Annotated in this window: 12 protein-coding genes, 2 tRNA genes and 1 pseudogene; 7 read left to right on the top strand and 8 right to left on the bottom strand. The window is 46.8% G+C overall.

Features of this window, described 5'->3' with window-relative positions:
- Positions 1–3: 3 nt before the first annotated feature.
- Both B7L70_RS02375 and B7L70_RS02370 read right to left on the bottom strand, forming a co-directional pair.
- On the bottom strand, positions 4–1,836 hold the full coding sequence (locus B7L70_RS02375; RefSeq protein ID WP_081226299.1) for an aldehyde ferredoxin oxidoreductase family protein: 1,833 nt from the start codon (positions 1,834–1,836) through the stop codon (positions 4–6).
- A gap of 108 nt (positions 1,837–1,944) precedes the next feature.
- Entirely contained in the window at positions 1,945–2,457 is a 513-nt protein-coding gene (locus B7L70_RS02370; protein ID WP_238376050.1) for a PaREP1 family protein, read from the bottom strand.
- A gap of 277 nt (positions 2,458–2,734) precedes the next feature.
- Here B7L70_RS02370 and B7L70_RS02365 point away from each other — a divergent pair, with 277 nt between their 5' ends.
- From B7L70_RS02365 to B7L70_RS02350, 4 genes are all read left to right on the top strand, one after another.
- On the top strand, positions 2,735–3,412 hold the full coding sequence (locus B7L70_RS02365; protein WP_081226298.1) for a hypothetical protein: 678 nt from the start codon (positions 2,735–2,737) through the stop codon (positions 3,410–3,412).
- A 53-nt stretch (positions 3,413–3,465) separates the two neighbouring features.
- Positions 3,466–3,945 carry a PH domain-containing protein gene (locus tag B7L70_RS02360; protein ID WP_162009075.1) on the top strand — a complete coding sequence of 160 codons (480 nt, stop codon included), beginning with the start codon at positions 3,466–3,468 and terminating at the stop codon, positions 3,943–3,945.
- 513 nt (positions 3,946–4,458) lie between these two features.
- Positions 4,459–4,620 (top strand): recombinase family protein, encoded by a 162-nt coding sequence (locus B7L70_RS02355; RefSeq protein ID WP_081226296.1) that lies wholly within the window; start codon positions 4,459–4,461, stop codon positions 4,618–4,620.
- A 367-nt stretch (positions 4,621–4,987) separates the two neighbouring features.
- A complete protein-coding gene (locus tag B7L70_RS02350) occupies positions 4,988–7,156 on the top strand; it encodes a thermopsin family protease (RefSeq protein ID WP_143701504.1) in 2,169 nt (722 codons plus the stop codon).
- Positions 7,157–7,285: 129 nt separating this feature from the next.
- Here the strand turns inward: B7L70_RS02350 and B7L70_RS02345 are convergent, their stop codons facing one another.
- Positions 7,286–7,969 carry a dolichol kinase gene (locus B7L70_RS02345; RefSeq protein WP_081226294.1) on the bottom strand — a complete coding sequence of 228 codons (684 nt, stop codon included), beginning with the start codon at positions 7,967–7,969 and terminating at the stop codon, positions 7,286–7,288.
- 576 nt (positions 7,970–8,545) lie between these two features.
- On the opposite strand from B7L70_RS02345, the gene B7L70_RS02340 reads away from it, so the two are divergent.
- Positions 8,546–9,139 (top strand): hypothetical protein, encoded by a 594-nt coding sequence (locus B7L70_RS02340; protein WP_081226293.1) that lies wholly within the window; start codon positions 8,546–8,548, stop codon positions 9,137–9,139.
- 172 nt (positions 9,140–9,311) lie between these two features.
- Here B7L70_RS02340 and B7L70_RS02335 read toward each other — a convergent pair.
- Positions 9,312–9,388: transfer RNA gene (locus tag B7L70_RS02335), tRNA-Lys, on the bottom strand.
- Positions 9,389–9,492: 104 nt separating this feature from the next.
- Here B7L70_RS02335 and B7L70_RS02330 point away from each other — a divergent pair.
- Positions 9,493–10,575, top strand: a complete 1,083-nt coding sequence (locus tag B7L70_RS02330; protein WP_081226338.1) for a phosphatidylserine/phosphatidylglycerophosphate/cardiolipin synthase family protein — start codon at positions 9,493–9,495, stop codon at positions 10,573–10,575.
- Between the two features lie 65 nt (positions 10,576–10,640).
- Here B7L70_RS02330 and B7L70_RS02325 read toward each other — a convergent pair whose 3' ends face one another.
- On the bottom strand, positions 10,641–11,123 hold the full coding sequence (locus B7L70_RS02325) for a hypothetical protein (protein ID WP_081226292.1): 483 nt from the start codon (positions 11,121–11,123) through the stop codon (positions 10,641–10,643).
- Between the two features lie 200 nt (positions 11,124–11,323).
- Here B7L70_RS02325 and B7L70_RS02320 point away from each other — a divergent pair, with 200 nt between their 5' ends.
- A complete protein-coding gene (locus B7L70_RS02320; RefSeq protein ID WP_143701503.1) occupies positions 11,324–12,079 on the top strand; it encodes a hypothetical protein in 756 nt (251 codons plus the stop codon).
- A 319-nt stretch (positions 12,080–12,398) separates the two neighbouring features.
- On the opposite strand, the gene B7L70_RS13690 is transcribed toward B7L70_RS02320, so the two are convergent.
- From B7L70_RS13690 to B7L70_RS13180, 3 genes and pseudogenes are all read right to left on the bottom strand, one after another.
- Positions 12,399–12,869 carry a hypothetical protein gene (locus B7L70_RS13690; RefSeq protein ID WP_081226290.1) on the bottom strand — a complete coding sequence of 157 codons (471 nt, stop codon included), beginning with the start codon at positions 12,867–12,869 and terminating at the stop codon, positions 12,399–12,401.
- 44 nt (positions 12,870–12,913) lie between these two features.
- A tRNA-Met gene (locus B7L70_RS02310) sits at positions 12,914–13,012 on the bottom strand.
- A 381-nt stretch (positions 13,013–13,393) separates the two neighbouring features.
- A pseudogene (locus B7L70_RS13180) lies at positions 13,394–13,923 on the bottom strand (hypothetical protein); the annotation flags it as partial.

Raw genomic sequence — 13,923 nt, 5'->3', positions numbered from 1 at the left:
AAATTAAGCCTTACCCTGCCCGAGATACTCAGCGGCCTTATTCCTCAACGGCACCAACCAATCAAGCCCCAAACCCCTCAGATACTCAACAGACGGAAGCCCAGTCTCCAGATCCCAACCCCTCAACCTATAGAATTCCCTGAGCGCCTCCACAACCTCCTCCCTCCCAAGCCTCGGTCCATTTGGGTCGTGAATCATCTTGTACGGCAACTCACTCCAGGGATCAACATAACCAGTGAGCACATGCCAAACCCTGGCTATTGTGTCAATCCTAACACTAACCCTAGCCAAGTCATCCCTACTAACGTGCCTACCCGTGGCTGCCTCGTAGAAGTTAACCAAGTCCTCCCACTTGTATGGATTGAACACGCAGAGTCCCATTGAGTCCATGACAGCCTTATGATCCCTATCGTTAATCATCGACGATACAGTATCCCTCAACGGCGTATCCTCAGAATGCATCTCAGGCCAACCACGTAGGTGAGAGGCGCCAACATCAGCCGTTAAGTAGGAGATGACTAAACCCCTGAGAGGTCCATTGGGATACCAGGCAGGTAAGGCTATATTCTTGATATGGACAGCAAACTCGGAACCCTTACCCAACCTCTTCACGGCATTAGCAACACCGTCAGCGAGGACTGCACCAAAACCACGCCTATGGGCCATATCCTCAAGGAGCCTGAGCACGGCATCACCATTGCCAAACCTAAGCTCAAAACCAACCTCACCCCTGCTCAACAAACCATGTTCATAGAGATCCATAGCCCAGGCAATGGCATTACCAGCCCCAATCGCATCGAGACCCAGATCATCAGCAAGTCTCATGGCCTTAAGGACAAGGGCCTTGTCAAAGACACCGACGGCAGCGCCCAACAAGCCCCACTTCTCATACTCAGGCTTAACAAAATCATCCTCACCGGGTATCCCAACCCATCTTGAGCACTTGACGGGGCATAGGGACCCAACAATCTTTATGGGCTTACCTGGAAAACCAACCTCAATATCCTTAATCGCGATGCCACTAAGTTTCTGGGCCTCATCCTCACCAAGCTTGGGTCTGCCGTAATTGTACGCCGGCGAAACACCCATGGCACCGCTGATCAGGAGCCCATTGTTCGTGCCGTACTCCCTATGCTCAGCAGCCTCATAACCAGTCCTAAACCTCTCGTAAACCTCCAGGAACAAGCTCCTCAACCTATCCCTGTCAGCAACCTCAACCCTAGGTATGCCATAGACCGCAACAGCCTTAAGACCCTTGGCACCAAAGACAGCGCCAAGACCACCCCTACCACCAGACCTCTCACCGTCAACCATGATGTTGGCAACACCAACCCTATTCTCACCGGCGGGCCCAATGACCATTACCGAAGCCGCCCTATTAGTCTCCTCCCTAATTAACTTGACAGCGTCTCTCGTCGACCTACCCCACACCTTGGTTGCATCCCTAACTTCAACAACACCATCATGAACCCAAAGATAAACGGGATCCCTCGAAGCACCCTCAATGATTAACGCATCAAAACCAGCACCACGGAGAAAGTAGGAAAACCACTCACCAACACTAGTATCATGAATCAAACCACTCAACGGACTAACAGCACCAACAATAGTCTTAGCAGCCGCAGGAGCCAAACCAGCCAGGGCACCAGCGGCAATAACAATCTTATTACCGGGCGAAAAGGCGTCAACGCCCGGGGTTAATTCCCTACTCAATAATCCATAGACAAAGCCCTTACCACCAATGAACAACTCAATTAACCAACCAGGCACCTCCTCAACCCTAACAAATCCATTCGTTAAATCCACCCTGGCAATACGCCCAACGTAACCGAACATCGCGAACCACAATGACAAACCCACTTATAAACGCTATGCTAGGAATCGTAGAAAATAATACCAACAACAAATCACCACATCGCGCATTTACCCGGCAAGCAGGTTAAATTACTTCACACGACCAAGAACCCGCCTCGTGAGGTTCAGCAACTGTTCCACGTACTTCAAACCCACCATAACCCTCCCAATACCGTACTTCGCCTCATGAAACCCCCATACATGAATATCATAAGCCACAGCCCAAGCCTCCAATACCACAGGCTCACCAAGCCTATCAGCAACCGACTTAGCAGCCTCACCGAGCAACCACGTGAACCACCTACCGTTTTTCCTTGCCTCCTGGGTTTCGGGTGTGTTTAGGGTTTCGGCGAGTGCCTTTATGCACTCCTCAACAACCTTATACATCTTCTCTGACGCCTGAATAGCATCTCCCTTGGCTATGTATTCCCTAGCCTCCTCAAGGTACCTCTCAGCAAGCACAACCCTAGCCTCCGAAGTGAGCAATGGATCGACACTACCACTAAGCGCATTCACAATGACATCAACCAAATCCAAACCCATCGACTCAACTACCTCAACAAGCCTCCTAGGCAGAACAATAGTCACCACAGAACTAGACACAGGATAAAGAATGACCTACCTTATAAACCTAATTAATAGTCCCTAGACACCATGCCTCGATACAACGACCCAGCGAGTTCAGAGTACTGGTCGAGCACTACTGCTCACTGGGGCAGCGCACCAAGGGTCTACTGTTGATTACGCACCTAGAGAGCCACAGCACATGGAACTGAGGATAATACTAACCATAAGCGCAACAATTAGCTCTCAGCAAAATGCGTAGAACCTACAACGTGGGTAGTAATACTTAAAAGTCTCATAAACAGTGCTATTTTGCATGGCGTCGGTTAAGGCGTACCTGGTTGGTTTGGTTGTTTTGGTTGTTGTGGCTGTGGTGTTCGCGATACTCTGGTTTATGGCTTACACAAACTACACAAGCCTTGAAACTAAGTATGCGAACCTACAGAGCCAGTACAACACGCTTGAGTCTAACTACACAACCCTGAAGACAAACTACAACAACCTACAGAGCCAATACCAAGCACTACAAACGCAATACAACTCATTACAAAGCCAGTACTCAAGCCTCCAAACCAACTACACAACCCTACAGGGCCAATACCAAGCGCTGGAAGCAAACTATAATAACTTAATCACCGCATTTGCTAGTGCGGAGTCATACTCAGGGGTTTATTACCTAAATCCAGGGAATGTCACTATGTTTGAGATTGTTGTTCCTAAGGGTTACAATGCAACCGTAAGCATTGACGTATCAAGTAGTGACAGCCTTGTTGTTGCTGTAGCCCCACTTGATGTATTCAATGAGTATGAGGAGGGGTTAATAACATCATGGGCGCTAGCACCAGGTGTAACGTACTATACGGGCTATACTATTAGTAAATTAATCACATTATCGCCTGGGTCATATATCATTGTGGCAATGTGTGGTCCTACCAATGAATTCGGCGCAAACGTTTACGTAAACATAACCACAACGCTCACACCAACCAGTTGATACGGCAGTGGCTAGATTGGCAATTTCTTATTAAACCCTATGTGTTATTGTTTGTGGTTAGGTTTCCGCGCTTTCTTGAGCCTGTCCAGGGTGAGAGGCCGATTTGGTATGGTAGGTTGAGTGCTAAGTGTGTGCTTGGTTCTTTGTTTGCCTTCTTCATAATACTCCTACTAGCAGTATTGCTCGGTGTTATACTGACCATAGGACCTGCCATAGCCCTATTCCTCATAATCATAGACCTCATAATCCTGATAAGGGCCTTGGTTAGGGTCTCATCAACCGAGTACTTCATATCGAATTACAGGGTCTTTGTTAGGTATGGCATAATTAGGAGGGAGATTTATGAGGTTAGGCATGAGTGGATTAGCAACTACACAATTAGGCAGGGCTTTATGGATAGGTTGTTGAATCGTGGCGATTTAGTAATCGGTACCCCCGGTCATTATAAGGGTTATGTGGAGATGAAATGTGTGAGCAATCCAATAACCCTAAAGGACCTGCTTAAGAATGTCCTCCAGAAGTATAGGAGGTAGGAGGACGTTAGGAATAAGTTGAGGAGGCTTGAGGAGGAGTTCGAGTTCGGTAGGATAGACCAATCACGATACACAGAACTAAAGAACAAATACCAAGAAGAACTAGAAAAAATATGGGACTAGACAATAACACAAACCTCAAAAACAACCACAAAAACACCAACTTCCTTTGTTGGTAACATATACACATTAGTAAGCTTCTTAGTAAGCTTTGGTAATTCGAGACACTCGATCTAGTGAAGCACCTACGGCCAGCAGTAATTCGAGGCACTAGCCCTTGGAAAATCCTAGCCATAGTGTTTACCATATTATTCGCAGTAATGCTGGTTGCCGCTTTCACATGCCCTTTTAACTATTGATTTCTAAAGCCCTAAATCTCTGAAGACTCTAAACCACGGTACGTGGAACGGGGCGTTTCCCAAGCCGTGCCTCGGTTGTATCAGGAACCCAGTTCCATTAACTCGCTGCCTTGGGTTTGTTTTATTTACGGGGCCCACCTGGATTTGATTCGCTATGCAACCGCAGTTAGCCGTTGGTTACGCCAGGGTGAGTAGGGAGGATGAGGACGTTGAGAACCAGGTGCATGCGATTGAGGACTACGCCAAGATCAACAACCTAATCCTGGTGGACATGTTCAATGATGCCGAAAGATTCAAATTGAAGCTGGGGAATTAACGCCGAAAATGAGCAAGCAACAAGCAAGTTAATCTCTGTGGTGATTGGCATATTTATTCTTGCGCTAATAGGCTCGGTACTTAAAATTATGCAGAGGTCATGAGTTGAGTAGCAAGGGAGTGGCTTTTTGCATTACTTATTGAGCTATTAGCTTCTGCACGTTGACGTACTCACCAGTAGTCTCTTGTGTGGTTACGTAGGGTCGTAATACGTTTTGCACTTTTGAGCTATAGTAACCGCCGCTAGGCTTAACAGATCTGTTCATATTAGCTTTATGAAATTATACCTTAGGCAGGGTAGTGGCATACAACACTGATTGAAAACGTAATTTTTAATTTAGAGGTAAGTAATTGAAACGGTGGTAAACATGAGGTGGGCGTTAGTAATAGGCTTGGGTGTAATAATGTCTCTAGCCTTAGTGGTGCATGCACAGGCCGTGGTGCCGCCAACGAGCTCAGGCTATTGTTATGTGAATGCGACCTTGAATGGTACGGGCTATGTGGTGGTTATCGATGCTTCCCAAGGCACGTATAACCTGGCGGTGTTTACACAGCAGGGGTACAAGACCTGGAGTAGTGGTCAATCTGCCTCGGCGATTTACTACGGCTCGGTCTCATACGGAACGGTCCTTGCGGTACCAGTCAGTGCCGGGGATTACGTTGTTGTTTATTACCCCGTCAACTCACCCACATGCCCAAGCATTGCAATATTTGGGAGGAAACACCTGCCCATTGGTGCCGTCTCTTACCCACTAGCCCCAATAACCACCAGCGGGTTGATGGGCTTCTTCAACATAACGGCAATAGGCGCCTACAACCCAAACGGTGGATCACAATACGACGTGCCGAACAGCGGGTCGTCCCTCCAATTTAATGTCGTCCTTATTGTTGAGTTGGCGAATGGGCAGGTGCAGTACTACTGGGCACAGGATGTCTTACAATTCGTAACAAATGAGAGCGAGCTCTATGTGACTGATAATGTGTGGAACGATACCGCTTCTTCGAGCATCCTCTCCAACCAAACAATAATGGGTAATGGTGCGGTTCATTCATCAAGTGGCGAGTGTGCCTATGTCTACGTTACATCACTCAGCAGTTACTCCCTATCACTTGCTGGTTACCTCATCATGAAGACGTACGTTAGTAACGGCGAGGCTTATGTGGACTTCGGCTACGTGATCGTCCAGAACGGCAACTATGAGCCACCCAGTGTTGTGTGGTTCGATAATGTGAGCATTATACCGTCCGCGCCAGCGGTTAATGCCTACTTCGAGGTGAGTACGGAGTTAGCTCCTTCCTATTTACCAATGGATGCTGAGTTGGTCTTTGCGGGCTATGGCAATAGCGAGTGGACCATGTTCAACCAACTAAGCGCCAACCTAGCTATACTTTACTGGGGCGGCAGTGATTGGGTTCCCTTACCCAGGTTGTTTAACTTCGGGATAGACACCGCCGAGGGAGCGGTACCGAGCATCTCCGTTTCTATGAGCAGTAATGGTCTCGCTAACGTAGCCCTCGGCTCATTCACCCCTGGCTTGGTGATTAGTGAACCGACGACTCCTGCCCTTCCCATGACCTACGTGAGCTATTACAACCCAGTTACTGACCAGTCCTTTAGTGGCTATATTACCCAGCCAATGACCATTAACTTCCCAAGTACTGTGTATGTGAGCAGTAACGAGAGGTACGTGTTCCAGGGGTACTACGTCAATAATAAACTCAGCACTAACTCCTCAATAACCATAACACCGAGCGAGGCGTGGTTTGCGGAGTACGAGGTAGAGCCAGTGTACCAACAGCAGTACCTGGTGTCCATATCGTCGCCACTGCCGGTTTACATAAACAATGAAGAGACCTCAAACTATACAGGCTGGGTTAATACTGGGTCTATACTGGACTTGACTGATCATGACTATGTGTTTAATAACGGCACAATGTTTGTGCCATCCGTAGGTAATGAGACGATTATTGTCACCAACCCAGTAAGCCTAGTCGTTAATTGGTACCCAGAGTACTTGGTAACCATTAGTTCCGCCCTACCGATAGGTGTTAATGGTGAATTAACCACAAACTACACCGCCTGGCTAAGCCCAGGCTTCCCCATAGCATTGACAACCCACGTTTACGTGTTCCCAAACGGGACAATGTTCATACCAGGTGTGGGTAACGAGACATTGACCGTCAATGCCCCAACCACGTTGGCAATAACCTGGAGCCCGAGGTACTTGGTAACCATAACATCCACAAGACCCATTTACGTAAATGGGCGGTTGGTCAGTAATTACACGGCGTGGCTAAGCCCAGGCATCACACTGACCATACGGGCACCGACCTACAGTGCCTACGGCGGTTTAGTACTGTACCAGCCGAACATCACCTCAGCAACCCTAACCATAAACAAACCCACAAAACTAACAATAACATACACACCAAACTACACGAGAGTGATTATACTAACCATAACCGCAATCACCATCATAGCCGCGGCATCATTACTAATAAGAAGACACAAAACCCCACAAACAACCCAGCATTAACGCATCACCTTAAGAATTTCTTAGTTAGTTAGTAAATTGTCTGCTTGGTTGATGCTAATCGATAGTCGGCCTGAATCCCTTACCACATTAACTAGGCTGTAACCCAACTCCTAATAGGGCTTGCTATGGTTAATAAAGGCTAGTCATTAATGCTGGGGTGAAAAAGTGCCCTAAAATTAACACTGCCGAGGCCACTAGGGGGACTGCCACGTTGTCGTCTATGAAGGGTTGCTTCTCCGCTAACGTGGCTAATACGGCCGATAATACGCCCACGTAGCCTAGTACTGCACCTATTGGTATGCATACGGCTAGCATGCCTAATGTGCCTTCCCACCCCTTAACCCTCCTCCTGTACCTGATGTTCCTAACAATGCCGGTAACCCCATCACCGAAGGACATATAAAGTAGTGGCACCGCTGCCAACCAGTACGTGGGATCCAGGAACCATAGGATGAAGGCGATTAACCCCCAGGCTAGGGTGAAGTGGACCTCATACATGTTGTCCGGGGTTTGAAACCACACATACAGTTTACCTGTGCGGTGGGGTATGTAGACGGCCACAGTTAGTAAAAGAGCCATGGCCAATGGTAATATTGGCTCCCTAAATATGAATGGAAGTAGGAGGGCCACAACCCCACCACCAAGTATGTGAATAACCTTACGCCCAAAGTATGTGCCGGAGGCCTCAGGGTAACCAGCCCTAATCGCAGCCTCATAAACCTTCTTAGCTAGGTAAAAGGTGACGAAGGAAACCCAAGCCAGTAGTAGCACTGCAAAGGGTGCGTCATGTATCAACGCCGGCACCAACCTCATAAATTATACGTAATCAAATACCTCAATTTTAAGTATTACTCCTTAATGATAATGGCCAATAATCAATCCTCATAAATCAACGAGTATTAACGACCCCTATCCATGAAGTGTGGTCGCTCTATATGTCGTGATTGGTGAATTAGTTAAGGCACCAGTTGATGCACTACCAAGGCTTAAGTATACTCCACATCATAGTTTAAACCCAGGCACTGAGTATTTCTAACGGAACTTAGACAAGAGGCAGCACCGCTACACAAACCGTTCGTGTAGATGTATGCATGGTTCACGGACTCAGCTATAAAGATAAACGCCGGCGGAAGTATTTCACCGGGGCGGGCACCCAACCAGCCTCATTCCAGTAATAAAGGGCGAGGAGAATAGTAGGTGAGTTGCCCATTCCTTAACGGTAGGCTATAGATGTTCTGTACACACTCCATTACTAAGCAATGCATTTATTGGAGTTTAACGCCTCGATACGATAATAACCAGCCGATGCCGTGTAATTGGCTCAAAACACGAAAAAGAAGACACACCCCATACCAAGGGTTTTTAAGCCAATCCTAAGAAATTTCTTGAATGCCTTGGACATGGGTAATAACAATAGCGATACTAATAATCGATACGGTAATATCCATCTGGAACAGTTACGCGGCTGGCATCACCTCCAAGGCTAGCAGGAGACTCGGTATACTATTTTATGTTTTAGGCGGGCTTGTACCTATGACATATGTGACGTCAATCGTACTGTCTACCCTGTTGGTAATGTTTAAAGTTGTTTCTTACACGGCCGTTGATTTACTGCTAAACTTCGACTTCGTGGTTTTTGGCGCGGCAATCATCGTGTGGGGTGTTATTGCATCATCCACGTCGATCATCGTGGCGGTGGGCGCGAGGGACTGGAGGGCTGGTCTCGTTAGTGCATATAACATTGGTGCATTGTTTTACGACACCTGGGACTACCTATCGAATGTGGGAGATGCAATAGCGAACATGGTTAGCAACCTAACTAGGGATGAGGATAACTTAATAGTGATGCTCATAGCACTACTAGCGATTGCCCTTACAATCGGGCTCGTCATAACCTACGCAGCATACAGGGCAGGTAGGAAAAGGGCGTTGCAGTATCGTGACTCAACCATTGTTAACGACCCACCACACAACCCCATGTAAGTTGGGAGTAATTAATTATTGTAGGAAACTCATTGTAGAAAGCATTAAACTCATAATTCATAAGAGACCAAACATATTGCTACATAGGATTTATGAACAACCTGATTAGCAGGTTTGGTATGCATGGGTGCACATGAAGGTATGCATGATAAGGAGTAACTGAACGCAAAGTTGGCGGGCCCGGTGGGATTCGAACCCACGACCTACGGGTTAAGAGCCCGCCGCTCTACCTGGCTGAGCTACGGGCCCGTTTTCTTGGGTTTTTGTTGAATTTAAAAGCTTTCCCTCGTGGTTGTTGGTATTATTGGTTGTTTATGCGTTAGGGTTAAGTGCACTCCCGTGGTTTCTTGTTGATGAGGTTTGCGAACTTTCTCGTGTTTTTGGTCGTGATTTCGGCAGTGTTTGCGGTGCCGGTTACTGCACAGGCTTGGTTTGTGGTTTTGAACTCGAGTCAGGTTGGTGTGGTTATTGGTTCCGTTAACTCCACCTACATACTCAATGTGGTGGGTACGGCAAAGCACTGCGTGTATGTCGAAGCGTATGAGCTAACCTACCAACCCCTAGTCAATGAGTTAGCCAGCTTGGCTGAACGCGGCGTCAGCGTCTACATAGTCCTATCTGGCAATGTGTACGGCGGCATACCCGAGGATGAGTACTCCGCAGTGGGTGAGCTAGTTAGTGCGGGGGCTCATGTTTCGTTTAATTACATGTACGACTTCGTGCACAGCAAGGTCTTTGTCATCGACAACGAAACAGTCATACTAGGCTCAATAAACCCCACCTACTACGGCTTCGAACATGACCTAGGCATCGACCTAGTCATCAACAACGCAACAATAGCAAAGGTCTTCGCCGAGATAATACTCAGCGACTACTACAACGAGACGCCACCGCAAATAGGTTACCCAGGTATCGTGGTCTCACCAATAAACTCCGCCGAGTACTTAGGCGACCTCCTGAACCAACCAGACCCCCTGTACATGGCTATTGAGGAGTTATACCCATCCTCAAACATGTACAGCTACATCGAGGGACACACGGACAGGGTCGTCCTAGTTGGTGAGCACTCGGAGAATGATTACGCCGTCAGTGAATTAGGCGCGGTCATGGTGCCTGACTTGACGGCTAAGGCTATTTTGGTTGGGAATTACGTGTACGTGGGTAGCGTCAACCTGGACTACGAATCTTTACACAACAATAGGGAGTTGGGCATAATCATTGAGAACCCGGTTGTTGCGGAGGAAGTACGTGATGTGATACTGCAGTGGTATAGCGAGTATGCAAGCGGGACAACGCAACAGGGAGAGCAAGTAAGCCGAGGCCTACAATTACCGACAACAACCCTCCTACTACTTATCACTCTATTGATACTATTTTACACGGCAAGACGGCTGATGAGACCAAGGAGACGAAGGAGGAGGCGTGTATTAAGTTAATGTTTTTAATGATCAGTTATGATTTCATCGTTATTTCAACTTAAGTAGGGACGCGATATTTCGAATTAAAGAATTTTCCAGATGTCGTTGAAGTATCTAATGGCATCATCAACAGGCACCTGGGTCACAGAACCAGTACTTGATACCACAAATGCCTCATCATCTACAATTAGTAATTCCTCCTTCAAAAAACCTGAATCCTCAGGTACAATCCTAACCCAACCACTAATCGACCTAATGGTCCGCCTACCAATAACGCTGAATATCATTAAGACCCCAAAAAGTCCGGTCAAGACACCTACATACGGCGAATAAAAGGTAAGGACCAATGCAATAATGAGCACAGGAACTAATACATAAATAACCGAACGCCAACCAACACCTCCTCTCACACAATTACATGACCTACTGATGACTAACCTAACATCAACATTATTACGCACCAGCCTGCCCAACTCATCAATAATATCACAATCAATGCAATTAACAATCGCATAAACCCTAGCATCAACACTAGCCAACTTATCCCTAACTAATGAGGACCCCACACAACAAAACTGGGATGCGTAAATTTTAACCCAACTATAAAGGATAGGCACGAAACATGGTTAATCAATACCTCCATACCGAGGGTCAACAACATTTAAAATATACTGCTATTATTAATGCACAATTTATGCCATCAGAAGATACAAAACAGGTCGGCGCTCTAAGGTGCCTATGGGGTTCCCTGGCGCGTGCTGGGTGGGTGAGGATTGGTCGGTATAGGGTGATGTTTTTAGCGATCGTTGCATTATCGATAGCTTTATTTATTGTTTTATTGGTAGGTGCGTTCTTCATTAGAGAATCATTAATCCCACCATTATTTGCAGTACTCCCATGGATCGTCGTATGGATCGCCGTATTTATTTGCGTATTCGCTTTATTACTCCTTCCGATCCTCGGCTTAAGCGAACTGGTGAGGTGGTTACCGATGATCATAAGCGAGACAAAAGTACGGGCAATTACGCAAGGTACAAAGCCACCACAGTGCGTGGAAAGGCACTTCGGCGGCGATGCTGGCAAAGTGCTTGGCAAGGTTTTCTCATACCTGCTCTGGTTCCTTGTTTTAATGGTCTTCGCGTTACTCATCACCTTCGACCTGATCTCCGCCCTAATCAGAAGTTCAGGCATATACACACCAGGGGACACCACAGCACTCACCACAGCACTAATCATCCTCAACGTGATAATCACCACAGCATTACTAATAATCGCAATAATCACACAACCAGACCCCAACACTACCCACATCGTAAATGAGGCAAGAACATTCGTACTAACGTGGTTCACGGCAATACTCGTGCTATCCCTATTGACGATTATGGAACCACCTGCCTTTATTACCACCGTCTTACTGACACTAATCATGGCAATCACAATAGACACCGCAATTTATGTAACGCTCACAACCACAATAATTAACCACCTAAAAACGCAAACCCCCAAAAATCACAACACGTAAACACCAACACCACCCAACCTAAGCAAACATGGGATTGCCAATACTACATGCCTTAACCAAAAGACTTTATATTAATTGTGACACCATGATAAATAATGCACTCAAAAGGTATCATCGCAACCCCATTTGCCGTACTCCTAACCTACCTAGCCCTATACCTGGCATCACCCATAGTCACAAGCCCATTTATTGCCTATTGGGCAAACGCGAAACCCACCATGCTTAAACCCATAATCAACACACCAATGCTCATTACCTACCTAACCTCACCATTCAACGCATACGAAGCAAAAATCATACGTACAAACCCCCTACAACTCTACATGACCGGCGTCCTCGCACCAACAGTACTGTTGACAGCAATCACGGTGATTGTGAAATTCACAGAGGACGAGGGCGTGACCCATGGGAAGGTCGTAAGCGACGCATTCTTGCTACACTCCTCCGCCTTAGCCTTCGTCGCATCATACACAACATCGCTGATCATATGGCTTATATACGGAAAACCAAGCATCGCCATATCAATATATACAGAGTATACATTGGCATCAACAGCATATGCAACAATACTCACAACACACGCATCAATAAAGAGATTAAAGAAAACAGGGAATTCACGCATGAGAACCACAATGGCACCCACATACACGGCATTGCTGACGTACCTATACCTAGCTCTAGTAATGGCATTGCTGATATTACTAGCCCTAGTAACATTCCTAGCAGTAAGAATCCTACCACCAACAATACCGCACATGGTAGGTCTCGCACTCACAATAACCATGCTCATGGAATACCACAAACAAACGCATCGATACAACAAAAACAAAACCCTGGTGCCGCCGCCGGGATTCGAACCCGGGACCTCCCGGTTATGAGCCTTACGCGGGGCTTTTGCCCCAGGGCGCTCTACCTGGGCTGAGCTACGGCGGCGTTTGTTTTGTTTGGTGATTGGTTATAAGTTTTTCTTTGTGGGTGTGGTTTGCCTACATCATGGATCTCCTTCAATATTCTTTTGAAATCACCACTTATGCTTACCAACCGGTTCCACGGGGTCAACTAAAGAGTATATTGGGCTTTTATAATTATTGTATTGTAATGTTATGCGCTATGGGATTTGGGTGTGTGGCTGAACTTTCGTAGGGCGTATCATCGCCACTACGCGCTGGTGGATCAATTAATCCTGCCATATTGACCGCACATAAGTCCCACATGGAACCCTAGCCATCGGTTTTGAGTATGAATAAGCCCTGGTGCACACTGCTTTACCTGGCTGGGTTACCTCTGTGGGTATGGTGGTGTCTTTTATGATCTTTATGTTTGTGTGTTGCTTATCATTTCTCTTATGTAGTCTATGCTTTTTTGTAGTGCTTGCCATGTTTCGTTTGGTACCTTTGTTTTCACGTTGTTCCATTTGTTTAGTGTTTCGTCGACGTATTTCTCGGCTCTCCTTAGGCATTCTGGGCATAGGTAGTATCTGCCCACTGGTATGACTTCCACTATGTCCCTGCCTTCGTGCTTGTTCGCGTGGCATTCTAGCTCTATCTTCCTGACTCCGTCCTCGAGTTCCTTCATTATGCCTAGTTCGTTGAGTTTTGTGTGGATTGTCTCTACGAAGTCGCTTATGTTCCTTAGTTCCGTGTAGTCCTCTGGAATGAGTACATTTATTATGTTGGAGATGCTTTTGATGTTGTCCTCGATGAACCAGTCGATTATAAATAGGGAGAAGGCTGTGTTTATTAGCCTATTGAGTTCGTTCACGAGTTTCTCATCCAGCCTTACCGCAGCTGCCTTACTACCATCTGGGTTGAGGAATTCTATGCGCGGTTCCTTGCCTGCCTCCA

This window comes from Vulcanisaeta sp. EB80, from assembly GCF_002078205.2.
This window is presented reverse-complemented; position numbering and strand designations above follow the sequence as displayed.

Bases quoted from the DNA above. Each gene is read 5' to 3' on its own strand.
- B7L70_RS02375 (WP_081226299.1), bottom strand. From the start codon at position 1,836: ATGTTCGGTTACGTTGGGCGTATTGCCAGGGTGGATTTAACGAATGGA.
- B7L70_RS02365 (WP_081226298.1), top strand. From the start codon at position 2,735: ATGGCGTCGGTTAAGGCGTACCTGGTTGGTTTGGTTGTTTTGGTTGTT.
- B7L70_RS02355 (WP_081226296.1), top strand. From the start codon at position 4,459: ATGCAACCGCAGTTAGCCGTTGGTTACGCCAGGGTGAGTAGGGAGGAT.
- B7L70_RS02350 (WP_143701504.1), top strand. From the start codon at position 4,988: ATGAGGTGGGCGTTAGTAATAGGCTTGGGTGTAATAATGTCTCTAGCC.
- B7L70_RS02345 (WP_081226294.1), bottom strand. From the start codon at position 7,969: ATGAGGTTGGTGCCGGCGTTGATACATGACGCACCCTTTGCAGTGCTA.
- B7L70_RS02340 (WP_081226293.1), top strand. From the start codon at position 8,546: ATGCCTTGGACATGGGTAATAACAATAGCGATACTAATAATCGATACG.
- B7L70_RS02330 (WP_081226338.1), top strand. From the start codon at position 9,493: ATGAGGTTTGCGAACTTTCTCGTGTTTTTGGTCGTGATTTCGGCAGTG.
- B7L70_RS13690 (WP_081226290.1), bottom strand. From the start codon at position 12,869: ATGAGCATGGTTATTGTGAGTGCGAGACCTACCATGTGCGGTATTGTT.